Origin of the sequence: Providencia sp. TYF-12 (genome assembly GCF_041344805.1) — a bacterium.
Lineage (GTDB): Bacteria > Pseudomonadota > Gammaproteobacteria > Enterobacterales > Enterobacteriaceae > Providencia > Providencia huashanensis.
The window spans coordinates 1482419-1505551 of record NZ_CP166833.1 but is presented as its reverse complement, the minus strand read 5'-3'; the positions used below and the strand labels follow the sequence as shown (position 1 = coordinate 1505551).

Sequence of the window (23133 nt, the reverse complement as noted above, 5' to 3'; positions counted from 1 at the left end):
GAAGCACTTACCAACTAGGCACAATAAGAAAAGCAATCAATGTAACTCATTCAATTTGCTAACCGAAATTCAAATTATTTTAGATATATAAAGATAGAGAATGTAGAAATATGAACTAACCGTTTCAAAATAATTCGACTAACCGTGCAAAACAACTACAATTAGAGCCAAATCATGGAGGTTATATGTCAAGTGCATCAAATTTAAATGAGTTTCAAGAGCAAGTTCGCTCTCGTTATGATGAGCTAAGTAAACGCTTGCAACAGGTGGCTAGGTACGTACTCGATAATACAAATAGTGTCGCATTTGATACCGTTGCCGTTATTGCAAAAGAAGCCAATGTTCCACCATCAACATTAATTCGTTTTGCAAATGCGTTTAATTTCAGTGGCTTTAATGAAATGAAACAATTGTTTCGTATGAACCTTGTTGAAGAAACGGCAAGCTACACTGATAGAGCAAGGCTATTTCGCGAAATGGATAGTGCTCAAGAATTGAGTGATGACCCCGCTCAAATTTTAAAAGAATTTGCTCACTCCAATGCACAAGCCTTGCAGCAAATGGCAGCTAGGACCTCTGCCGAAGATTTAGAAAAAGCAGTTTCATTATTAGCTAATGCACAAAATGTCTACATAATTGGCTTGCGTCGCTCATTTAGTGTCGCGACCTACCTCAGTTATGCATTAAGCCATTTGGAGTGCCGCCCTGTTCTGATAGATGGTCTTGGGGGAATGTTTAAAGAACAGATCAGTAAAATTAGTGAAAACGATGTGGTTATTTCAATTAGTTTCACCCCCTATGCATCAGAAACAGTAATGGTTAGTGAAAAAGCAGCACAGTCTGGTGCTAAACAAATCGTAATTACTGACAGCCAGATTAGCCCACTCGCCAGTTTTAGTGACGTTTGCTTTGTGATTAAAGAAGCGCAAGTGGATGCATTTCGTTCCCAGTCAGCAACGTTATGTTTAGCTCAATCATTGACAGTCGCCTTAGCCTACCGTCAAGGAAGTAAGTTAGTTTAACGCTACTTTGGCTCGAAAACTAAATACCTCCATTAGTTTAGAGCCCCTATTTGGCCGTTTCCATTACTAAATTGATTTCTCTTTGCTACATACCGCCGCTCAAGTGGGTTTACATAAATGATTTCTTTAATTTGTGAGTTTCATCAGAAAATACAAATTTCGACAACACATTAATATGAAATTATTATTTCATCCTGTTATGTTGGGAGCACATGAATTTCTGATTTAAAACCGATAATAAGGAACGACCATGTTAAATACACACTTTCTTTATTTACTGGGCCATCTTCGATTGCTTGAAGAGCAGCACTCTGTCACTTCTCTTCGTCGCTCAGGGATTGGTTTAATCGGAACGTCCATTCATAATCAACCTTATATTCATGCAGTAAAATGCAGTGCTCATCATAGTGAGTTGGTATCTGTTTGTGATATCGCTCCCCCACTTCCCTCTATGTCTTATTTTATGTATCAAAAACAACAAATAGAGGCACTGGTTAATAACGATGACGTTGATTGCATCATCATGACAGCAGTCTGTAGTGATGAGCTATTGAAATTTACAATCAATGCCGCAATTGCAGCAGGAAAAGATATCTTACTCAATAATATCCCAAGCTTTAATGAAAAAGAGCTTGAAGAATTATTCATAAAAGCAATACGAAACGATGTTTTAATTGACTACAGTCAAGCACTCACTTTTGAGGACTCATTTAATCAAATAAAGCATGTCTTGCACACTCAAAACAAATTAGAAACAGGGTTATTACGCTTATCCGCTCACCGGGTCATTGAGCCAGAAAATAGGTTACCATTCAATATACTAAGAGGTACGATTACACAAAAAATTGAACTGTTATTAACCTTACTCCCTGATTTTTCATTTTCTACAGCGTCAATTCAGTTTTCACACCCTTTCGCAAAAATGGAAGATGGGGATGTGCTAATAATCAATTTGCGTCATAAAGGGGGGTTGTTAATTTCATTTGAGCTATTTTTTAATACGGGGAATATTTCAGACAAATTATCTCTAAAACAGTGCAATCAAAGTTATGAGGTTGAAAATAAAGTACTATTTAACCCACAAAGACAACAACTTAATGAAAAAAATACTATTTTTAAACAAATAGACCAATTCATTCTAAAACTGCACGGCGGTACTAAACTTACACAACCAGCTCATTGGGCACGTACTAATGAACTTACCAATGAAATATTAAAACAATTATACGATGAGGGGTTTATTTAAGTACGATAATGACAAATTAAGAGATACAGCAGCTCTGTTAACCTATTTTTTAACTTACAGAGTTAAGTTTTCCAACATTATCGTGTGGATACGTTTAACCAATTGATCATTAAGTTTTTTATTCAGCCAATACTAAACAATGTTAGTGTAGAGTACTGCGCATCCCGCTGTTAACATTCACTACGCCATATAAGAAAGAGGCTGGCTCAATATTGAATAAGTAGGCAAACTGAAATAATGAATCTACATCAATACAACTTTCACCGTTTTCGAAACGTCGCATTTCATCTTCAGTTACCCCAATTAAATTCGCAGTTTGTTTAACGGTCATTTTATGACTTTCTCGTTGATTACGAATTTTTATCCCCAACATCTTAGCGATACTGTCTTTACTCATAATACCCCCCTGGGTTACATACGTATAAGCTATCTAATTAAGCGACGCGTAAATTAACACCACTTTTCAATTTATAAATTGACTTAAAATAACTAAATTCCGATTAAACCAATCATTAAAAGACTATTTCTATCGAAGAAAAACACAATAAAAACATAACATTATGATATTATTATTTTTTATTATTTCATTGTTGCAGATAAGATTCGATTGGTACTACATTAACCCCAATGAAGAATGGGTTAATTTACTCACCTATCTCTAATCGTGAACAATGTATCTATCAGATTACAATAATATTTTAGCTTATTTTTTAAATTTGATGAAATAAACTCTATACATTTAATGTTATTTACTTATGGAAATCGTGACAATTTGTAGTTAAGCGTATCAATAAGTTTCCATACGGCTATTGTATAAAAAAAATAATATTTGTGGTTATAAAAAATAGCCCTATTTTTTATAACTAATCATCGTTTCAGCAACCCACTAAAGATAAACGGCTTATATTTTCATTATAAATCACAACAATCCAAGCTGGATCTGTTTTTTATATCAATCCATTTACAACCATCTCAAAAGGATTATCGGCATTTAGCAATAATAATATTAACTGTTCTTTATCTATTTCTATAGTTGTACGTTTATTTACTTTAAACTTAAATAGTTATTAATACATATTTAATGTTAAACTAACAACAAATAATTGTATTTCAGTCGGTAACAACAATACTTTTAGAAGAAAAACTTACTTAACTTCACATCTTTTTAATCAAACTGTCTGTAGACATGGTATTCTATTGCGAGCATCCATGAATTCTTATCTAGTATCATTGTCAGTATTAAGCATTATTTACTTTATTGATCTAGATAATAGCAACTTGAAAGGATAATCATGCTACAAGAAAGCGTTATCAGGGAAATCATTCTCTGGATAGAACAAAATTTAGAATCTCGCCTATCCCTAGATACTGTTGCCGATAAATCAGGATACACTAAATGGCATTTTCAGCGCCTATTTAAAAACCAAACTGGTTTGGCACTTGGCTCGTATATCCGAGCAAGGCGCCTTTCCTGTTCAGCGGTAGCATTACGATTAACTAACGACAGCATTATGGATATCTCACTGAGATACCGATTTGATTCGCAACAAACATTTTGTCGCGCTTTCAAAAAGCAATTTAACCTTACCCCTTCTGAATATAGAAAGCGCAAAGGTTGGAAGGTCGATGGGTTCTGTCTGCCACTTCGTGAAAATAAAGAACTTCAATTCCAAGTCAGACTTACTCAATTGCCCGCAATAAATTTACTTGGTATTAAGCATCGATATACCAAGGATATAAATGGTTGGAACCTTAAAACCGATGAATTACGCAGACAATATTGGAAAAAATTTCTTGATAAAAACCAATATGTGACGCAGCACCTATATGCTATTCATGGTGTAGACTTGAGCTCTAATGAAGAAGGGACTTTCTTATATATTACTGCATTAGATGAAAAAGATGTTGATATCACCCCACCACAAGCAACAAACTTTCAACTACCGAGTGGAAATTATTTGGAAATTAAATTAGATGGTAGTCTGCAGGGGATTGATTACAACGATATTATCTATACTGCTTATGGTAAAGTTCTAGCTGAAATGGATATTGTCCGTGGAACTGGTTCGGATATAGAAATGTATGTTTTAAACTCCAAACCTACTTACGAAGCATTTATAAATAACCCCCATCACTACATCCAAGAATTGAATTATTATATTCCAGTGCTTGTTTAACTACTCACAAACAACCCGCATTACTCTGCGGGTTGTTTGCAAATTTAATTGAAATTAAAAGGTCACATTAACTTTTGCCCAAAAAGTTCTTCCTGGCTCATTAACAGGCTGGTTTGATGAATAACCAAATCCACTGTTACCCGCTAAATTCAAATGCTCGCTATATGTTTTATCAAATAGATTATCAACCCCTGCACTTAATTTCATATTTTGATTGACAACATACGCTGTATTTAATGAGAAAATAGTGAAACCCGCACTCTGACTAAAATCTTTTCCAACAACATTACCATCATTAATCGCAACACGGTTTTGACGACTCACAACACGTAATAGACCAGTTGTTGTCCAATCCCCTTTTTCCCATGACAACCCTAAACGCCCTTCTAATGGGGGCATTTGTGGCAATGCTTTACCATCTGTACGGTTTTCTCCCCATGAATAAGCGAGACTCGCATCTGCTTTCCATTCATCATTCAGTTTTTGGGCAATACCGAGCTCCCCGCCCATAATAAGCGCATTTACATTTTCTATCTGGCTCATGCGTGGGTTTGTTGGGCTATAACGAAACAAAATAAAATCATCCACATGACCAATATATGCAGAAACCCATGCATTTGTATTTTCATGTGCATATTTAGCTCCAATATCTAACTGGGTTGTTTTTTCAGTTTTCACCTTATCAAATACATTATTGGTACCATCCGGTCCCAGTTTAGGTGAAAATAACTCCCAATAATCTGGGAAACGCTCGGTATATCCTACACCGGCATACAGCATAACAGGGGTATCAGATAACGAATGTTCATAACGAGCAAAGCCTGCTGGCATTACTGTATTACGCCCAGAAGCCCCTATACCTGTATTATTATCAACGATCACACGATCTAACCGTGCTCCACTGACCATTTTGCCTTGTGTGGTTGCATGCCAAGTCAACTCACTAAATACCCCATAGTCTTGGAATTGAGCATCCTTTTTCCAACTATTATTCTGATTTTTTCGGTGCTTATTTGTTTGCATATCCGCACCGCTACGTAGCTCATAGTCAGTCCATAACCATGTACCCATAACACGCCCACCCATGGTTTCACGGTCAACTCGCATTTTCATTGGCATATTCATCATGCCATGACCGCCATGTCCCATATGCCCCATTCCCCCACCTGAAGGTGAACGCAAAGAGTAATTATCCATAATATGATCAGCGTAATTGTAATAAACATTCGCTTCAACCTTATCAAGAACATCACCAATATTGCTCTTTTCAAAGCGCAAACCTAAACTTTCCCGTTTAAATTGAGAACCATCCATCCCTCTTCCAGCATAACGTGCCTCCCCGTCACCTTTCCCTGCGGTTAATTCTAATAAAGTATACTCATCTGGCGTCCAACCCACTGCGACATCAGCATTCCATTTATCCCATTTAGAGGGCACTTTATGCCCATTACCATCTTTATAATCATTAGAACGGGATTTATTACCAATGACTCGAATGTAACCTACTTCATTACCTAAACTGATATCAGCATTACCATCCCAGCGGTTATTTGATGCAGTTAATGCACTTGCATTCCCTTTTATACCAGCTTCAGTAAACAAAGGTTTTTCTCGTTCAAAACGGATCGTGCCAGCAGAATTCCCTGGTCCCCATAAAACGGTTTGTGGACCTTTAATCATATTAAGAACATCGAAGTTTTCTGGCGAAATATAGGATGTTGGAGCATCCATACGGGAAGGACAGGCGCCTAACATTTCACTATCGTTAGTTAAAATACGTAAACGTGAGCCAAACATCCCGCGAAAAACAGGGTCGCCATTTGTCCCACCATTACGAATTTGCGAAAAACCAGGGATAGTTTTTAGGTAATCTGAACCATCACTTGCGGGAACTGGCTGCCTTGGGGTTTTAGGCGATGTAGTGATAGTTAATGGAGAATCAACAGGTGCAGTAACAATCATCACTGAGCTATCTGTAATGAGACTCTGATTAGCCTCATTTTTAGCTGCTGTAGATTCGCTAATAACCGCACTAACCACCAACGCTGCAACGGGGGCAATTTTAAAAAATTGAGTATTCATTTGCTACCTATGTATCGATATCAACACTAATATTTCTGTTATTCACCTTTGTGTCTAAAAATTTGCAACAGGAATACCAATCCTGAAAATAGTAAAAATCCAAGATGATGAAAAACCTTCTGTGCAAAAAAACACAAAATAACAGTCTGAAAAATAATTAATTTTTAGATAAGCATAGGAATTGAGGAGGGGCTCTAGCTAAATGTAATGACCACGGCCTATACAGCCAAAATTGAATACAACGCTCAAAGGGGATAAAAATTGCCAGGGTTGCCAGTTGACGGATTACCGCAGCAACAAACAGAATTAGAAATGGGAAATGAATCAATAACTGGCAGTAACCACAGGCTATGTCTTCCATAGGCGACTGACCAACCCCTGTCATTAACATATGATTCATGGGTACCGATAGCTCACAATTTTCAGGCATTACTTCCCCCTGATGCTTATGCATCAAAGGCGCAGCCGTCTCACTATGTGCTTCTGTGCAAGCGGTTGCATGTTCCATTGATTTTGAAACCAAAGGAGCAATAAACAGCATTGCGACAGCAAGTAAAGCAAGATAAGCAGCTAACTGTCTGATAAAAGGACGCAGGTGCAACGTTTTTCCGTTATTTTCAATACCCATTTTTATAGGGCGAAAGTGTATCTTATTTGGATGCCTAATGTTATTGATTTTCACCATTAATGTTAAATCGCACGACAATTTTGTACTATTTGTACAGTGAAAGGAGGCTTTTCGCTTTTATACAACTGTTTGTTTTAGGATTTACCTATCCTATTGGCATCATTTGTTGGATGAATATTATTTGAAAGCGGTAAATGAAAACTAGCAGATAGAAAAGACATGATTGCAATCATAAAATAATAAGTAAAAATATAAATAAGTTACCTTTAATATAATTAAAAGCTAAAACCATATTAAAATAATGATTATTAGCTTTCTTTAATAAGCAACTGAAATTAGAAAAAACTGAAGTGAACGATAAGAAATGAATGTTATACAGACTTTCGCCTGTATAACATTATCAAGAAGGATATTACTTACCTGTCGGCGTCCCTTTCTTTTCATGTACCATCATCAAAGCCTGCTCAACACTGCGCTCGATAATCGGCCGACGCTGATCATTTTCAGGTAATAATTTTAACATCATTTGCCAAGCTGAAATTGCCTCTGCATAGCGCTCTTGTTCAAATGCATTGAAAGCAAAAATGCTCAGCGCTTTCACATTCGTGCGATCTTTAGCAATTAATTTTTTGAGCAATTCAGCACCTTGGCGGTTATCTTCAGGGTCAGACGAGCGAGTAAGAACCTCGGCATACCCTATAATGACGTTTTCATCTTTAGGCGCAAGACGATAAGCTCTGCCATAAGCATCTGTCGCCATGGTCGCATTATTGAGTACCATGCCAATTCGCCCTAACATCACCCATGCCTCGATATTTTGAGGGTCTTCTTGTAAACGTGTCCGTAAGCCTAAAGCTAAGTGTTCCATTTCCGCATTGTTCAACGGGGGCTCAGAAGGGTCTAATGCTCTATCTAGTAAAGCTGGGGCTTGTTGGTAAGCATTATTCCAATCCGTGACTTTAGCGTAACTACCCACTTGATAATAGGCGCCGCCAGCTACACCTAAAGCAATCACTAACCCTGGAAGGTAAACCCAATTACTGGCTCGGGAGGCTTCTGGTAATACGCCATCATTACCCTGTTCCACCTGCTTGATACGCACCCGTTTTCTCGAACGGGCAAAAATAATCCATCCCCCCAATGCGATGGCGGCAAAAGGTAAGCCCCATAACATCATGGTGAGTGGCGTTAATGGCGGGTTATAAGTCACAAAATAACCATAGCGGGCAACCATGTAATCAACAATCTCGTCCCGGCTTTTACCTTCTTTCATCAACTCATACACTTTTTGACGTAAGTCCAGCGCAATCATTGAGTTAGAGTCCGCAATACTGTTATTTTGGCACTTTGGACACCGTAATTCTTCCGTTAACTTGCGAAATTGTTGTTCCTGCTGTTCACTATCAAAAGTAAACACTTCAGTAGCCGCATATGTGACTGTTGAGCTGAGTACTAACATGAATAAACCGAGTAAATACCTCATTGGTTCGCCTCCTGATTATAGCGTTCCCAAAGGGGTTTAAACTCTTTTTCCCAAACACGTTCGTCCATTGCCCCTGCATGGCGATAGCGGATCACACCATTGCCATCGATTAAAAAGGTTTCTGGTGCGCCATAGACACCGAGATCAAGGCCCAACATCCCCTCCCCATCAAATAAACTCAGTGCATAAGGGTTACCAAGCTCTCGCAGCCACACAATCGCTTTATCACGCTTATCTTTATAGTTTAGCCCCACAACCCGTACACCTTGTGCAGACAGTTTATTGAGATACTGATGTTCTGCACGACAAGTCGGGCACCATGTCGCCCATACATTAAGTAAAATCGGTTGCCCCTGTGTTAATACATCAGATTCATAATGTTTCCCGGGGTTTTCTAATGATTCGAGCCTAAATACAGGAACAGGTTTACCAATTAGAGCAGATTCAAGTAAACGAGGATCATCCCCCTCCGCATTACGCATTAGCTGCCATAATAAGACGGCGGCTATCCCTGCAAAGATAATAAAAGGGATTAAAAAGACTTTGCGATTCATGCCGTTTCCCTCTGTAATTTACGACGACGGTAGCGTGGGTCAAACATGCAAAACAACGCACCAACTGCCATCAATACACCACCTGACCAAATCCAGCGTACAAAGGGTTTATAATACAAGCGCATGCTCCATGTACTTTTTGATATTTCTTCACCCAAAGCTGCGTATAAATCACGGGTAAAACCACCATCAATAGCCGCTTCTGTCATTACAGCACGACTAACGTTATAAAAACGTTTTTCAGGCATCAAAATACTAACCACTTTGCCTTTTTCTGTTACAGAGATGCTACCTATAACGCCTTGATAATTAGGACCATCGGCTTCTCTGACGCCATTAAACGTAAAGGTGTAAGCCCGAATATTAATGCTATCCCCTGGCTTCATTTTGACATCGCGCTCAACACTGTAGTTTTGGCTGAAGGCTATCCCAACTATCGTGACGGCTAAGCCTAAATGCGCCAAAACCATGCCCCAATAACTCGGCGTTAGTTTGATTTTTTTGCTTATACGAACTTTCATTTCAGCAAAAGCTAAAATTGCAATCCAGCACGCCATCATCAAGCCAACAACGGTTAACGCCTCAATACGATCTTCCATTAATAGCGGTAAAACAAATGACAACACTAATGTCATTATCGTTGCAATAATAAGCATTTTTTTGATAGCAGCAGGGCGATCTCGCCCCCAGCGTACTAACGGCCCAATCCCCAATAGCAAGGCAAACGGCACCATCAAGGCGATAAACATAGTATTAAAGAACGGCTCACCAATCGAAATCGTCCCCAAACCAATTTGTTTATGCACTAAAGGTAATAATGTCCCTAATAAAACAACCAACATTGCTGCCGTTAAAATAACGTTATTCCCTAATAGCATGGACTCACGTGACCACAATGCGTTGTTGACCCTTGAACGAACCTTATGCCCCCTTAATGCGAACACTAATAAAGAGCCACCGACCACCAGTACCATGAAGGCAAGGATAAATAGTCCTCGGGATGGGTCTGAGGCAAAGGCGTGTACAGAAACTAGAACCCCAGAACGCACTAAAAATGTGCCAAGCAAGCACAAGGAAAAAGCAAAAATCGACAATAATAATGACCATGCTTTAAATGTGGCTCGCTGCTCAGTGACAGATAATGAGTGGATCAGAGCTGTCCCCACTAGCCATGGCATGAATGAGGCATTCTCAACTGGGTCCCAGAACCACCAGCCGCCCCAACCTAATTCATAGTACGCCCAAGCCGAACCTAGCATAATGCCAAGGGTTAAAAAGAACCATGCCGCCATCGTCCATGGGCGTGCAAAGCGAGTGAAAGAGCTATCTAAACGCCCGCTAAGCAATGCCGCAATGGCAAAGGCAAATGCCACAGAGAAACCAACATACCCCATATACAACAATGGAGGGTGAAAAATTAGCCCAGGGTCTTGTAATAACGGGTTGAGGTCTCGCCCTTCAATCGGGAAAGCCGGCAACGTACGTGAAAATGGGTTTGAGGTGAAGATAATAAATAACAAAAAGCCAACACTGACCATCCCCATTACCGCGAGTACTCTAGCCACAATATCAAGTGGCATACGATAACTTCCTATTGCTACGGCAAAAGTCCAACCGCTCATCAACAATACCCATAGCAATAAAGAACCTTCATGAGCCCCCCATGTTGCGGCTATGCGGTACCAAATGGGTAATTGTGTGTTGGAGTTATTAGCAACATAAGTCACAGAGAAGTCGTTAACAATAAAGGCATTGACTAATACTAAAAATGCCCCTGTGACACATAAGAAAAGTAACCATGCTAATGGACGAGATGATGACATTAAGCGTGCGTCATTACGTGCCACTCCCCATAAAGGGTAAAACGACAGTAAAACCGCAATACCTAATGCTAAGCAAAGCAGAATGCTACCAATTTCAGGGATCATGATGCATTGTCCTTATAGGCAGCTGCTGGCCTGCGGTGATTTTCTTGCATCGCTTTTTCAACTTCTGGTGGAGTGTAGTTTTCATCGTGTTTCGCCAAGACTTCTTTGGCTAAAACATGGTTGTTCGCTTGTAATTCGCCTTGAACAACAACCCCCTGCCCTTCTTTAAATAAATCGGGCAAAATACCGTCATAGCTCACATCTACCTCACCTTCAGCATCATAAACCGTAAAGGTGATTTTTAATGAGTTTGGGTTTGAGTCATCGCGTACAACACTGCCTGGCATTACCATTCCACCCACACGTAAACGCTGCCCAACCTCTGGAATTTGATGGGTTTCCCGTTTACCATAAATAATTTCACCGGGTGTATAGAAGAGGTCAATACTGGAGCGTAGCGCATATAGGATCAACGCCAATGTTAAACCGACACCGACAAGTATGGAACAAATTAACCAAAGCCGGTTACGACGACGAATATTCACATCCCCTCCCTACGCGCTCTTGCCGCTTTTTGCCTTACTTCACGAGCTTGCTGTTTAAGAATTGCGTTTATAATCATTTTTCTTTGAAAAAATGTATGCAAACAGAGTAACAGAATCGGTATTAAGGTTAGCGCAACAGCCAGCCATACATAAAAACCATAGCCCCCCATCGCAAAAAAATCACTCCAAGATGCAAATGCGGATGTCATGACTTGCGGCCTCCCTTATTAACTATGTCTAATACCCATGGGCGATTGCGTTCTAGAATCAATAATTGATTACGTAAACGAATTAATGTCAAAGAAATAAATAAAAATAAGTAACCCAAGATAGCTAAACGGAGTGGTGTGCGCATTGCAGGGTTAATACTTTCTTGCATACGAGTAGAAGGCTGATGCAGCGTTTGCCACCATTCAACAGAGTAATGAATGATAGGTAAATTTATCACCCCGATTAACACTAAAATAGCCGCTGCTTTGCCCGCCATACGACGATCATCAAACGCATGCCATAAAGCAATAATCCCCACATATAGAAAAAGTAAAATCAGCTCTGAGGTTAAACGTGCATCCCATACCCACCACGCGCCCCACATTGGTTTACCCCATGTTGCACCTGTCACTAATGCAATAAACGTAAACACTGCTCCTATGGGAGCCATTGCTGCTATGGCCAATTCCGACACTTTCATTTGCCAAACTAAACCCACAAAGGCCGTGATCGCCATGGCTGCGTAAATCCCCATTGACCACATTGCAGCTGGAACATGGATATACATAATGCGATAACTTTCACTTTGAACTTTATCTGTTGGTGCGAAACCAAAACCCCAAATCCAACCGACAGCTAAACAGACTACACTCAATATAATAAACCACGGTACTAGACGGCCGCATAACCGGTAAAGGTTGACTGGAATGGCAAGTTGATGAAGCTTTTTCCACATAGTTTAGTTACCTTGATTTTTTATATTGTTAGTAAATTCTGCATAACAGCACATCATACAATACACGTTAAAAAAGCAAATATATTGATTTAACACAAATATAACTTAGGCTGATCATACTCAGATGTATAACCAGCCTATTTGTTAACCATTGTTTACAAATCATAGTTATAAGCAATGGTAAAACGACTCTCTAAGGTTAAAAGCCCGGTTCAACTTCACGCATATCCGGTAATTTATGTGCGATCCCTTTATGGCAATCAATACAGGTTTTACCTTCAGTTAAAGCTTGGTCATGCATTTTTGCCGCGACCCCTTTTTGCGCAGTAAAATCCATATACTCAAAGTTGTGACAGTTACGACATTCCTGAGAGTCATTATTTTTCATCCGGCGCCATTCGCTTTGTGCCATTGCCAAACGGTGGTCTTCAAATTTTTGTGGTGTATCAATAATGCCAAAAATCTTACCGTATAATTCTTTACTGGCTTGAATTTTGCGTACCATTTTGGGGCCAAATTCATGGGGTACGTGGCAGTCTGGACAAGTCGCCCTCACACCACTACGGTTCGTATAGTGAATGGTATCCATATATTCTTCATAGACATTTTCACGCATCTCATGGCAACTAATACAAAACTCTTCTGTATTCGCCATTTCCATCCCCGTATTAAAGCCTCCCCAGAAAATCACGCCACCCACAAAACCGATCAGCAATAAGGTGCCTAACGCTAAGCGACTTGGTCTACGCCACCAACGCCATATTCGTCCAATTAAGCCAAAGAGCCCTTTACGCGGCTGTTTTTCGCCATTGACCTGCTTATCATTGTTATTTGCCATGTCTCCCCCTTATTTCCCAAAGCCTTTGGATGGGGTAAATGTGTTATCAATGATAGGTGCCGTATCTGACTGCGGCACATGGCACTGTAAACAAAAATAGCGATTTGGTGCGACTTCACCAAGCACTTTACCTGTTGCATCCATAAAGTGTGTTGGACTCACTCTTGGCGCACCTGTTGTCCGGTAATTCTCAACACCATGGCACTGTAAACAGCGGTTAGTATTCGTCGTAATTTGGTAACCTTCAACGCTGTGTGGGATCATCGGCGGTTGGTTCACATAGTTTAGCGCCATTCTTTCCTGTTCTTTCGGAATATGAATGCTTCCCTCTGTCGTACCAGACACTTCCGGTGATTGAGACAAATCGACACCATTAGCAGCCCAAACAAGACTACTAACAACAAGGGCCATACCTGCAATTGCGCGGCTTAGCGTCTTTTTCAGGACAGGATTTTTCATGATTTAGCTCCCGAGCTCCATCGTAGTGTTATTTTAAAAACATCCTCAGAACAGACATCGATACAACGACCGCAAGTAATGCAGTCTTTATCTGTAATCTGCGCTGGGGCTTGCTTATCTAAGACCGGGGCACGCAGTACTTGCGGCTCCGGACAAATGTGGAAACAATCCATACAGCGGCTACAATTTTGTTTATTTTCCGCTGTAACAACTAATGCGCCTTTACAACCCGCGATGCCATACAGGGCACCCAGAGGGCAAAGGTGACCACACCATCCATGTTCCACAACCAATAAATCGAATAAAAACAGTGCAACGAGGACTAATGCACCGCTACCAAAACCAAAAATTAAACTGCGCCCCATTAATGAAACTGGATTTAACCATTCCCAAAGAAGAGTCCCTGTCACCGCTGAACCAATGAGGATCACTCCGAGCAATACATAGCGGATATAACGCGGTATTGTTGCGGACTGGTTTAACTCAAACTTACGGCGCAACCAAGCTGCCGCATCCGTGATCGGATTCACAGGACAGACCCAACTACAGAAAATACGCTTACCTAATAGTGCATATACCCCGAACACAATAACTGCACCTACCAGTGCCGAAATACCGGGTAAATATCCACTTGCTAAGCTTTCTAAGGTAATGAGTGGGTCAGTCAAAGGCACAGTATCTAGCAATAAGCTGCTACTGTAGTTCCCATGTAAAACCCAAACACCGAACCATGGCCCACTGAGAAACATAGCGAGCACAAGCAATTGGCTCACACGTCGAAATACCAACCACTTATGGCTATGCCACCAGCCCTTTTTAGTCTGAGCTTCACGTCCGGCATCACGCTTACGATTTGCCATTGTTGCCCTCCAGCCAGCCAAAACGGTAATGATGACCTAATTCACCTTTCGCTAGCGACCTTGGTAATACCTTGATAGCAGCTTCTTCCAGTACACAAGCCTGTTCACACTTACCGCACCCTGTACAGTAATTGCTATTGACTGTTGGTAAGAACCTCGCATGTTTACCTGTTCGGTGGTTTTGTTCCAATTCCAAGGTGATTGCTTCATCAATAAGTGGACATACTCGGTAACAGACGTCACACCTTAACCCTTGAAAATTAAGACAGTTTTCTTGATCTAACAAAACTGCCAATCCCATTCGTGCATCATTAATTGATTCAATGTCTTTATCCAGCGCACCACTTGGACATACCTTGGCGCACGGAATGTCTTCACACATTTCACATGGGTTTTCACGGGCGATGAAGTACGGGGTTCCTGCTGCTAAGCCTGATGCTAATGTTGCTAGTTTCAACATGTCATAAGGGCAAGCTTGCACGCATTGACCACAACGTACACAAGCACTTGAAAATGCCTTTTCATCAAGAGCGCCCGGTGGGCGGAGCCTAACTCCGCTGGCCCGAGACGTTTGTTGCTGAAGCCCCAGTACCACACCAACAGCCGCTAACCCGCCCGCTGCGCGAGCAACATCACGCAAAAAACGACGGCGACTGTTCTGGGACTTAGCCTTTTGAGCTTTCGCTTTCTGGGGCATTAGCTATTACACCTTTTCTAATTTAACGGCACATTTTTTGTAATCCGTTTCTTTTGAAAGTGGGTCCGTTGCATCCAGTGTTAAGTTATTCACTAGCTGCGCAGCATCGAAGAACGCCATGTACACTAAGCCTTTCGGTGGTCTGTTACGGCCACGTGTCTCCACAATCGTCGTCACATCACCACGGCGTGAAACCACTTTAACTTTGTCTCCACGACGTAACCCTCTGTCTTTCGCATCTAATGGATGTATAAAGACTAATGATTCAGGGAAAGCTCGATGTAATTCGGGAACACGGCGAGTCATACTCCCAGTATGCCAATGTTCTAATACACGTCCGGTTGATAGCCACAGGTCATATTCTTTATCTGGAGACTCTGCCGCAGGTTCAAATGGCAATGCAAAAATAACCGCTTTACCATCTGGCTTACCGTAAAATTGATAACCAGCACCGGCTTTAACGTATGGGTCGTTCCCTTCGCTATAACGCCACATGGTTTCTTTGCCATCGACAACAGGCCAACGAATACCACGTGCTTTATGATATTCATCGAAATCAGCAAGGTCGTGACCATGCCCGCGTCCAAAGCCTGCATATTCTTCAAACAAGCCTTTTTGCAAATAAAAACCAAGTTCACGAGATTCGTCGTTTAACTGGTCTTCAGCGAGTTCGCTAACAGGGAATTTAGTCACCGCTTCATTGGCAAATAACACGTCATATAAGGTTTTTCCACGTAGCTCCGGTTTTTTCGCCAATAGCTCTTCAGACCAAACCTCATCCGTTTTAAAACGACGAGAGAACAACACCATCTGCATTAAATCTGACTTTGCTTCACCCGGTGCTTTAACTTGTTGGCGCCAAAATTGAGTGCGACGCTCTGCGTTACCATACGCCCCTTCTTTTTCTACCCACATCGCCGTTGGCAAGATCAGATCGGCGGCTAACGCACTGACTGTTGGATAGGGGTCAGAAACAACAATAAAATTACGCGGATCACGCCAGCCTGGCATGCGTTCTTCATTAATATTTGGGCCTGCTTGCATATTGTTGTTGCACATTACCCAATAGAAGTTCAGCTTGCCGTCTTTGAGCGCTCGGTCTTGAGCAACAGCATGTAAACCGACTTTTTCAGGAATAGTACCAGCAGGTAAGCCCCAAACACCTTCCACTTTTTCACGGTGTTTTTCGTTAGTAACCACCATGTCAGCAGGTAAACGGTGAGAGAATGTTCCAACCTCACGCGCAGTACCGCATGCTGAAGGCTGGCCAGTTAAAGAGAAAGGACCGCAACCAGGCTGAGAGATTTTGCCGGTCAATAAATGTAGGTTATACGCTAAGTTATTTGCCCAAACGCCACGAGTATGCTGGTTAAAGCCCATCGTCCAGTAAGATACCACTTTGGTATTCGGGTCAGCGTAAAGTTTCGCTAACTCTTCTAATTGATCTTTTGGCACACCGGTCATTTCTGCCGTTTTATCTAACGTATATTCTGCAACAAATGCCTTATACTCATCCCATGTCATTGGCTCTGATGCATCGGAACCCGCATTTTTTGCACTTTTTTCTAATGGGTGAGTTGGGCGTAATCCATAACCGATATCTGTTGCACCACGACGTAAATTCACGTGTTTATCGAGGAATTCCTGATTAACTGCATTATTTTGAATAATGTAGTTTGCGATATAGTTCAGGATCACAAGGTCAGATTGCGGCGTAAATACAATCCCGTTATCCGCCAATTCAAAACTACGATGCTTAAATGTGGAGAGTACCGCAACACGTACATCTGGATTAGATAGACGGCGGTTAGTAATGCGTGACCATAAAATTGGGTGCATTTCTGCCATATTCGAGCCCCACAGAACAAATGCATCTGCGTGCTCAATATCATCATAACAACCCATAGGCTCATCCATACCAAAAGTACGCATGAAGCCAACAACCGCAGACGCCATACAGTGGCGAGCATTCGGGTCTAAATTATTCGAGCGGAAGCCCCCTTTAAACAGTTTCGACGCTGCATAGCCTTCCCAAACTGTCCATTGACCTGAACCGAACATTCCGATGCCTTCAGGGCCTTTATCCTTCAATGTGGTTTTGACTTTTTCTTCCATAACATCAAAGGCTTGTTCCCAAGTGATTGGAGTAAACTCACCATTTTTGTCATATTCACCGTCTTTCATACGCAACATCGGCTGTGTTAAACGGTCTTTTCCATACATGATCTTCGGTAAGAAATACCCTTTGATACAGTTCAGACCACGGTTAACAGGAGCCTCAGGGTCACCTTGACTTGCTACAATACGGCCATTTTGCGTTCCCACCAGAACGCCACAGCCTGTACCGCAAAAACGGCAAGGCGCTTTGTCCCATTTGATACTTTCCTGTTGACCAACAACAGCTTTCGCAATGCTGGGTGCACCAATACCGGCCGCCGCAGCAGCGGCCGCTATCGCATTGGCTTTCATAAAGCTACGACGACTGAGTTTCATAATCTTCCTCACCTTGCTCATCCTGCTGGTGATACACCAGCGAAACATCTAGTACACCATCAATATCGCGTACTAAATCAATAGTATCTAACAATGCTCTGCTATCTTGACCTTCAACCACAACGATCAATTTTCCGTTGTCTGGAGAACTTAACGCAACTTCACAATTCGAAAATTGTTCTATTTTTTCGGTCACAGCAGACATTCGTTCACTTTTTACTTGTACGATTAAACTGCACACTTGATAGTTACTGTGCATGTTCATGCTCCACGGTAATGGCTGATACTGGGCAACTTGCAACACAAGCTCCGCAGCCTGTACAGCCTTGCGTTTCTATTTTTGGCTGGTAAATACCTGCCAGTGACGGACGAAAAGAGATGACTTCTGGCTCACAACTGTCTTGGCAACGACGACACTCGATCGAAAGATACGCAAGGCAATTCTGGCCAATCGAAATTGAGATATCCCAAGGTTGGGAATGTTTTGATAGGAAAATAGGTTCAGGGCATGATGCCGCACATGCGTAACAGAAAGTACATTCTCCGCGTTTAAAATCAACAACGGGATAGCCGCCCGCGCCTGGTCGCAAAATTGCAGTTTCACAACTTTCCACACACGCGTTGCAACGGGTGCACAATTCGATAAATTGCACTTCACTACCACTCCATGGCGGCCGAACCACTGGAGCTGCGTTACGCCACGCACCAGTTAATACTCCCCGACGGGTGAGATCAACCATGTTTTTTCCTTTACATTGCCAACAAGAAAACTAAAAAGTACTAATAAACCGCATTTTTTATATGTGTATTTATGAGAAATATTAACGAGAGAGGTTATAAAAATACATACTACCTAGGAGGTAACAGGAGTAATAACACGACTTACGCCCTAAAATGATGACATTGGTTTTATTGATGGGATTGACCTTCAAAATAGAGCCAAAAGAGGTAATTAAGACAATTTATTAATTATTTTTTAACAATCATTCAATATGATTTTTTAAATTAAACCTAACTTTTAATGTTATGGGTTTAAATTAACACCAAAAACTACCACTAAAGTGGTATATGCAATGTCATTTTGCAAAAAAATATATGCAATATTTTTGATATTACGCACATTTTACTTTTACTCTTTTATTATAAAAATAATACAAGAGTAAATAAAATTTAAAAAAGCACATAAAATCAACGAATTAAATTAAAATTAATTTTATTTTAAAAAATAAGAATCATTACGATCCATTTCATTTAAAACAGTTTGAAAACTAGTGACTAATAACTATATCAGATTTAACAGTACCTCATTTTTATTATTTCTCTGCATTCTATTCCTTTAATACAAATTATCTTTTGATCAAAAACAATATTTTTAGTGTGGTTTTTTGTTACACATATAGGCTGGCAATGTCTTGATAGCATCTGTGCGCTTACTATCAAACTTATATAACAAAAATATATCCAAATTCGTCCGAGTTACAGGCTACATGCAAAAAAAACAACTCGAACAATGAAGGGATGGCTGGCTAACATTACTCGAGGCCCTTTATGGCAAACATAAGAAATAATGCACTATACTTATTGAGTTTGGTGGCAGGAATATTTCTATTTACCTCTGTGCATGCACAAACCCCTACCACTAAAGATACGACTTCCACTATTAATGCTCGAAATGAAACTTTCGAGGCGGCTCACCCAGATCAATACCATTCATGGAGAGCAACTTCAGAGCAATCCAACCGCGAAGATGCGCTCGCTGAAGATCCTCGCTTAGTGGTACTTTGGGCAGGATACCCATTCTCTCGCGACTATAACAAGCCACGAGGCCATGCTTATGCAATTATCGACGTTCGTGAAACGTTACGAACTGGTGCGCCAAAAGATGCTCAAGATGGCCCATTGCCTATGGCATGCTGGAGCTGTAAAAGCCCAGATGTTGCTAGGTTAATCCAAGAACATGGCGAAGATGGCTACTTTGAAGGCAAATGGGCAAAAGGCGGTCCTGAAGTTGTGAATGTTTTAGGTTGTGCCGACTGCCACAAAACAGATTCACCCGATTTTGCTAAAGGCAAACCGGAGTTAACTCTCTCACGCCCATATGCAGAACGGGCAATGGAAGCCATTGGTAAACCATTTGCTACAGCCAGTCGCTTCGACCAGCAATCCATGGTCTGTGGTCAATGTCACGTTGAGTATTATTTCTCTGGCGATAAAAAATCAGTGAAATTCCCATGGGATAACGGGACAAAAGTCGAGGATATGGAAGTTTACTACGATAATATCGGTTTTTCTGATTGGACAAACTCCTTATCAAAAGCCCCCATGTTAAAAGCACAGCACCCTGAGTATGAAACCTGGAGTGCGGGTATTCATGGTAAAAATAATGTGACCTGTATTGACTGCCATATGCCTAAACTGCAAAACGACAAAGGTGAGCTGTATACCAGTCATAAAATCGGTAACCCATTCGATAATTTCGAACAAACCTGTAGTACTTGCCATACTCAAAGTAAACAACAACTGCAAGATGTTGTCGCTGAACGTAAACACGCTATCCAAGAAATGAAAATCAAAGTTGAAGACCAGTTAGTTCGTGCTCACTTTGAAGCAAAAGCAGCTTGGGATGCAGGTGCAACCGAAGATGAAATGAAACCAATTTTAACCGATATTCGTCATGCGCAATGGCGCTGGGATTTATCTATTGCCTCTCACGGTATTCATATGCACGCACCAGATGAAGGTTTGCGTATGTTAGGTGGCGCGATGGATAAGGCTGCGGATGCACGGACTAAATTAGCTCGCTTGCTAGGTTCGAAAGGGATCACCCACGAAATAGCTATTCCCGATATTTCGACTAAAGAAAAAGCACAGCAAGCTATTGGTTTAGATATGCAAAAAATTAATGCAGAAAAACAAGAGTTCTTAAAAACAGTCGTGCCACAGTGGGATGACCAAGCTCGTAAAAATAACCTATTAGCCAAATAAACTAGATTCGCCCGCAACCTAAGGGCGATTTAACCAATGGAGTGAATATGAGCGTACTACGTTCGTTATTAACTGCTGGGGTGCTGGCAACAGGCTTATTATGGGCAGCGGCTGCATCCGCGACACCTCAGATTGCACAAGAAAATGCAGAAGGCCGTTGGGTTGTTACACCGCAGCGTAGCGCAGATAGCGCTTGCATCGACTGCCATAAACCTGACAAAGAAGGCATGCACGGCACGCACGCAGAAGTTATTAACCCCAATAATAACTTACCGGTAACTTGTACCAATTGTCACGGGAATCCTGGACCAAAACACCGCGAAGGCGTTAAAGATGTTATGCGTTTTAACGACCCAATGTACGGTGTGGAACAGCAAAATAGTGTGTGTTTGTCCTGTCACTTACCCGAACAGCTACAAAAAGCGTTTTGGCCACATGATGTCCACGTCACCAAAGTAGCCTGTGCTAGCTGCCATGACCTTCATCCTAAACAAGACACTATGAAGGTACTGACAGATAAAGGGAAAGTGAAAATTTGTGTCGACTGCCACTCTGATCAACGCAATAACCCTGACTTTAACCCAGCAGCGGTAAAATTGCGTAAGGAGCAACCATGAGTTGTTCTCGTCGTCAATTCATCATCTACTCAGGCGCACTGGCGGCGGTGGGGGGGATAGCGAGTCATACTCTAGCGAATACAATGAAAATAGACGGGGTTCGCTACGGCATGATCCACGATGAAAACTTGTGTATCGGCTGTACGGCGTGTATGGATGCGTGTAGAGAAGTTAACCAAGTCCCCGAAGGTGTTTCTCGGTTAACGATTATTCGTAGTGAACCTATTGGTCAGTTTCCTGATGTTAAATATCGTTTTTTTCGCCATTCCTGCCAACATTGTGAGAGCGCCCCTTGTGTTGATGTATGCCCTACAGGGGCCTCTTTTATCGATAAAACAACTGGAATTGTGGATGTAAACCCTGACTTATGCGTAGGTTGTCAATATTGTATTGCAGCCTGTCCTTACCGTGTCAGGTTTATTCACCCCGTGAGTAAAACCGCCGATAAATGCGATTTTTGTCGTAAAACCAATCTAAAAAAGGGTAAACAACCCGCTTGTGTCGAGTCTTGCCCAACCAAAGCACTGATATTTGGTAATTTAGATGATCCTAATAGCGATATTTCGTTAATGCTAAAAGAAAAACCAACATACCGGTTCAAAATAGCGCTCGGCACACACCCCAAAATGTATCGAGTTCCCTTCAAATATGGGGAGGTTAGCCAATGACAACAGCTTCAGCTTTCCATTTTGAATCTCTCGTTTGGGATTGGCCAATTGCTGTTTATCTATTCTTAATTGGTATTTCGGCAGGGCTAGTCGTACTGGCGGTATTACTACGTCAGTATTACCCCAAAGCGGCAGGCAGTGACAGTACTCTAATGAGAACGACACTGATACTTGCGCCAACAACCATCATATTTGGACTACTGATTTTGATCCTCCACTTAACTCGTCCGTGGACGTTTTGGAAACTGATGTTCCACTACAGCCTAACTTCAGTGATGTCGATGGGGGTCATGCTATTTCAGCTATATATGGTAGTTCTGGTTATTTGGTTAGCAAAAATATATGAAAAAGAGGTGATTACATTACAACAAAAGTGGCTCCCTAAATTCAGTTTTGTTCCTCGTATATTAAGCTTATTTAATCGCGTTGTGCGCTTTCTCGATATCATCATGTTAGTACTCGCGGTACTACTTGGAGCCTATACTGGCTTTTTACTCTCAGCGCTAAAATCGTACCCTTTCTTAAATAACCCGATTTTACCCGCTTTATTCCTATTTTCAGGGATATCGTCGGGGATCGCAGTCGCGCTAATTGCTATCGCCCTACGTTATCGTAAAAATGTTCATAACCCTGAAAGTGCATTTCTACATAAAGTTGAAGGCTATGTGATTTGGTTAGAAATATTCCTATTAGCTGCATTTTTTGTTGGGTTAGCACTTGGCGATGACGGGAAGATACGTTCCTTAACTGCGGCGCTGGGTGGCGGTTTCTGGACCACTTGGTTCTGGATTGGTGTCGTCGGTTTCGGCTTCATTATTCCTTTAGCATTAAAAAAATGGGCTGATAAAGGACTAGGGGCATCTCGAGTGTTGATTATCAGTGGTGCCAGCTTATTAGGTGTATTTTGCTTACGCTTTTTTGTGTTATATGCGGGGCAATTAACAGTTGCATAACTCATTCAATCA

23 protein-coding genes are annotated in these 23133 nt (G+C 41.3%); 7 read left to right on the top strand and 16 right to left on the bottom strand.

Annotation, left to right across the window (positions count from 1 at the left end):
• Positions 1–185 precede the first annotated feature (185 nt).
• Positions 186–1022, top strand: coding sequence for a MurR/RpiR family transcriptional regulator (locus tag ABE954_RS06670; protein ID WP_042845197.1), 837 nt, complete (start codon positions 186–188; stop codon positions 1020–1022).
• Between the two features lie 250 nt (positions 1023–1272).
• Positions 1273–2268, top strand: a complete 996-nt coding sequence (locus ABE954_RS06665) for a hypothetical protein (RefSeq protein WP_226619208.1) — start codon at positions 1273–1275, stop codon at positions 2266–2268.
• 142 nt (positions 2269–2410) lie between these two features.
• Here ABE954_RS06665 and ABE954_RS06660 read toward each other — a convergent pair whose 3' ends face one another.
• Positions 2411–2665, bottom strand: coding sequence for a helix-turn-helix domain-containing protein (locus ABE954_RS06660; RefSeq protein ID WP_042845200.1), 255 nt, complete (start codon positions 2663–2665; stop codon positions 2411–2413).
• 895 nt (positions 2666–3560) lie between these two features.
• Between ABE954_RS06660 and ABE954_RS06655 the strand changes: the two genes are divergently transcribed.
• Positions 3561–4445, top strand: a complete 885-nt coding sequence (locus tag ABE954_RS06655) for a helix-turn-helix domain-containing protein (RefSeq protein ID WP_042845201.1) — start codon at positions 3561–3563, stop codon at positions 4443–4445.
• 54 nt (positions 4446–4499) lie between these two features.
• On the opposite strand, the gene ABE954_RS06650 is transcribed toward ABE954_RS06655, so the two are convergent.
• The 15 genes from ABE954_RS06650 to napF all read right to left on the bottom strand — a co-directional run bounded on the left by ABE954_RS06650 (position 4500) and on the right by napF (position 18638).
• A complete protein-coding gene (locus ABE954_RS06650) occupies positions 4500–6527 on the bottom strand; it encodes a TonB-dependent copper receptor (RefSeq protein WP_042845202.1) in 2028 nt (675 codons plus the stop codon).
• Positions 6528–6684: 157 nt separating this feature from the next.
• Positions 6685–7128, bottom strand: a complete 444-nt coding sequence (locus ABE954_RS06645) for a DUF2946 domain-containing protein (protein ID WP_042845422.1) — start codon at positions 7126–7128, stop codon at positions 6685–6687.
• Positions 7129–7567: 439 nt separating this feature from the next.
• Entirely contained in the window at positions 7568–8638 is a 1071-nt protein-coding gene (locus ABE954_RS06640) for a cytochrome c-type biogenesis protein CcmH (protein WP_042845203.1), read from the bottom strand.
• Positions 8635–9192, bottom strand: a complete 558-nt coding sequence (dsbE, locus tag ABE954_RS06635; protein WP_042845205.1) for a thiol:disulfide interchange protein DsbE — start codon at positions 9190–9192, stop codon at positions 8635–8637. Before dsbE ends, ABE954_RS06640 begins: the two co-directional genes overlap by 4 nt.
• On the bottom strand, positions 9189–11120 hold the full coding sequence (locus tag ABE954_RS06630) for a heme lyase CcmF/NrfE family subunit (protein WP_042845207.1): 1932 nt from the start codon (positions 11118–11120) through the stop codon (positions 9189–9191). The genes dsbE and ABE954_RS06630 overlap by 4 nt, the downstream gene beginning before the upstream one ends.
• A complete protein-coding gene (ccmE, locus tag ABE954_RS06625; protein ID WP_042845209.1) occupies positions 11117–11605 on the bottom strand; it encodes a cytochrome c maturation protein CcmE in 489 nt (162 codons plus the stop codon). The genes ABE954_RS06630 and ccmE overlap by 4 nt, the downstream gene beginning before the upstream one ends.
• The gene (gene ccmD, locus ABE954_RS06620; RefSeq protein WP_048607973.1) at positions 11602–11814 is read right to left on the bottom strand and encodes a heme exporter protein CcmD; all 213 of its coding nucleotides are present in this window, start codon (positions 11812–11814) and stop codon (positions 11602–11604) included. Before ccmD ends, ccmE begins: the two co-directional genes overlap by 4 nt.
• Positions 11811–12551, bottom strand: a complete 741-nt coding sequence (locus ABE954_RS06615; RefSeq protein ID WP_042845213.1) for a heme ABC transporter permease — start codon at positions 12549–12551, stop codon at positions 11811–11813. The genes ccmD and ABE954_RS06615 overlap by 4 nt, the downstream gene beginning before the upstream one ends.
• A gap of 199 nt (positions 12552–12750) precedes the next feature.
• A complete protein-coding gene (gene napC, locus ABE954_RS06610; protein ID WP_048607975.1) occupies positions 12751–13389 on the bottom strand; it encodes a cytochrome c-type protein NapC in 639 nt (212 codons plus the stop codon).
• Between the two features lie 9 nt (positions 13390–13398).
• The gene (napB, locus tag ABE954_RS06605; protein ID WP_042845215.1) at positions 13399–13848 is read right to left on the bottom strand and encodes a nitrate reductase cytochrome c-type subunit; all 450 of its coding nucleotides are present in this window, start codon (positions 13846–13848) and stop codon (positions 13399–13401) included.
• Entirely contained in the window at positions 13845–14708 is an 864-nt protein-coding gene (gene napH / locus ABE954_RS06600) for a quinol dehydrogenase ferredoxin subunit NapH (RefSeq protein WP_131680664.1), read from the bottom strand. Before napH ends, napB begins: the two co-directional genes overlap by 4 nt.
• Complete coding sequence (gene napG / locus ABE954_RS06595) at positions 14695–15405, bottom strand: ferredoxin-type protein NapG (protein WP_042845217.1); 711 nt, start codon at positions 15403–15405, stop codon at positions 14695–14697. Before napG ends, napH begins: the two co-directional genes overlap by 14 nt.
• 6 nt (positions 15406–15411) lie before the next feature.
• Positions 15412–17898, bottom strand: a complete 2487-nt coding sequence (gene napA / locus ABE954_RS06590; protein WP_048607977.1) for a nitrate reductase catalytic subunit NapA — start codon at positions 17896–17898, stop codon at positions 15412–15414.
• The gene (gene napD / locus ABE954_RS06585) at positions 17879–18157 is read right to left on the bottom strand and encodes a chaperone NapD (protein WP_071548302.1); all 279 of its coding nucleotides are present in this window, start codon (positions 18155–18157) and stop codon (positions 17879–17881) included. The genes napA and napD overlap by 20 nt, the downstream gene beginning before the upstream one ends.
• Positions 18147–18638, bottom strand: coding sequence for a ferredoxin-type protein NapF (napF, locus tag ABE954_RS06580; protein WP_129466237.1), 492 nt, complete (start codon positions 18636–18638; stop codon positions 18147–18149). Before napF ends, napD begins: the two co-directional genes overlap by 11 nt.
• Before the next feature lie 808 nt (positions 18639–19446).
• Here napF and nrfA point away from each other — a divergent pair.
• The 4 genes from nrfA to nrfD are packed head-to-tail and all read left to right on the top strand — an operon-like array spanning position 19447 to position 23121.
• Entirely contained in the window at positions 19447–20883 is a 1437-nt protein-coding gene (nrfA, locus tag ABE954_RS06575) for an ammonia-forming nitrite reductase cytochrome c552 subunit (RefSeq protein ID WP_042845221.1), read from the top strand.
• Between the two features lie 47 nt (positions 20884–20930).
• Complete coding sequence (gene nrfB / locus ABE954_RS06570; RefSeq protein WP_042845222.1) at positions 20931–21500, top strand: cytochrome c nitrite reductase pentaheme subunit; 570 nt, start codon at positions 20931–20933, stop codon at positions 21498–21500.
• The gene (gene nrfC / locus ABE954_RS06565) at positions 21497–22168 is read left to right on the top strand and encodes a cytochrome c nitrite reductase Fe-S protein (protein WP_371025806.1); all 672 of its coding nucleotides are present in this window, start codon (positions 21497–21499) and stop codon (positions 22166–22168) included. The genes nrfB and nrfC overlap by 4 nt, the downstream gene beginning before the upstream one ends.
• Entirely contained in the window at positions 22165–23121 is a 957-nt protein-coding gene (gene nrfD, locus ABE954_RS06560) for a cytochrome c nitrite reductase subunit NrfD (protein WP_129466238.1), read from the top strand. Before nrfC ends, nrfD begins: the two co-directional genes overlap by 4 nt.
• The last annotated feature ends 12 nt before the right edge of the window (positions 23122–23133 follow it).

What these genes read in the sequence shown, in the direction of transcription:
- ABE954_RS06670 (WP_042845197.1), top strand. Translation starts at nt 186, where the DNA reads ATGTCAAGTGCATCAAATTTAAATGAGTTTCAAGAGCAAGTTCGCTCT.
- ABE954_RS06665 (WP_226619208.1), top strand. Translation starts at nt 1,273, where the DNA reads ATGTTAAATACACACTTTCTTTATTTACTGGGCCATCTTCGATTGCTT.
- ABE954_RS06660 (WP_042845200.1), bottom strand. Translation starts at nt 2,665, where the DNA reads ATGAGTAAAGACAGTATCGCTAAGATGTTGGGGATAAAAATTCGTAAT.
- ABE954_RS06655 (WP_042845201.1), top strand. Translation starts at nt 3,561, where the DNA reads ATGCTACAAGAAAGCGTTATCAGGGAAATCATTCTCTGGATAGAACAA.
- ABE954_RS06650 (WP_042845202.1), bottom strand. Translation starts at nt 6,527, where the DNA reads ATGAATACTCAATTTTTTAAAATTGCCCCCGTTGCAGCGTTGGTGGTT.
- ABE954_RS06640 (WP_042845203.1), bottom strand. Translation starts at nt 8,638, where the DNA reads ATGAGGTATTTACTCGGTTTATTCATGTTAGTACTCAGCTCAACAGTC.
- dsbE (WP_042845205.1), bottom strand. Translation starts at nt 9,192, where the DNA reads ATGAATCGCAAAGTCTTTTTAATCCCTTTTATTATCTTTGCAGGGATA.
- ABE954_RS06630 (WP_042845207.1), bottom strand. Translation starts at nt 11,120, where the DNA reads ATGATCCCTGAAATTGGTAGCATTCTGCTTTGCTTAGCATTAGGTATT.
- ccmD (WP_048607973.1), bottom strand. Translation starts at nt 11,814, where the DNA reads ATGACATCCGCATTTGCATCTTGGAGTGATTTTTTTGCGATGGGGGGC.
- ABE954_RS06615 (WP_042845213.1), bottom strand. Translation starts at nt 12,551, where the DNA reads ATGTGGAAAAAGCTTCATCAACTTGCCATTCCAGTCAACCTTTACCGG.
- napC (WP_048607975.1), bottom strand. Translation starts at nt 13,389, where the DNA reads ATGGCAAATAACAATGATAAGCAGGTCAATGGCGAAAAACAGCCGCGT.
- napB (WP_042845215.1), bottom strand. Translation starts at nt 13,848, where the DNA reads ATGAAAAATCCTGTCCTGAAAAAGACGCTAAGCCGCGCAATTGCAGGT.
- napH (WP_131680664.1), bottom strand. Translation starts at nt 14,708, where the DNA reads ATGGCAAATCGTAAGCGTGATGCCGGACGTGAAGCTCAGACTAAAAAG.
- napG (WP_042845217.1), bottom strand. Translation starts at nt 15,405, where the DNA reads ATGCCCCAGAAAGCGAAAGCTCAAAAGGCTAAGTCCCAGAACAGTCGC.
- napA (WP_048607977.1), bottom strand. Translation starts at nt 17,898, where the DNA reads ATGAAACTCAGTCGTCGTAGCTTTATGAAAGCCAATGCGATAGCGGCC.
- napD (WP_071548302.1), bottom strand. Translation starts at nt 18,157, where the DNA reads ATGCACAGTAACTATCAAGTGTGCAGTTTAATCGTACAAGTAAAAAGT.
- napF (WP_129466237.1), bottom strand. Translation starts at nt 18,638, where the DNA reads ATGGTTGATCTCACCCGTCGGGGAGTATTAACTGGTGCGTGGCGTAAC.
- nrfA (WP_042845221.1), top strand. Translation starts at nt 19,447, where the DNA reads ATGGCAAACATAAGAAATAATGCACTATACTTATTGAGTTTGGTGGCA.
- nrfB (WP_042845222.1), top strand. Translation starts at nt 20,931, where the DNA reads ATGAGCGTACTACGTTCGTTATTAACTGCTGGGGTGCTGGCAACAGGC.
- nrfC (WP_371025806.1), top strand. Translation starts at nt 21,497, where the DNA reads ATGAGTTGTTCTCGTCGTCAATTCATCATCTACTCAGGCGCACTGGCG.
- nrfD (WP_129466238.1), top strand. Translation starts at nt 22,165, where the DNA reads ATGACAACAGCTTCAGCTTTCCATTTTGAATCTCTCGTTTGGGATTGG.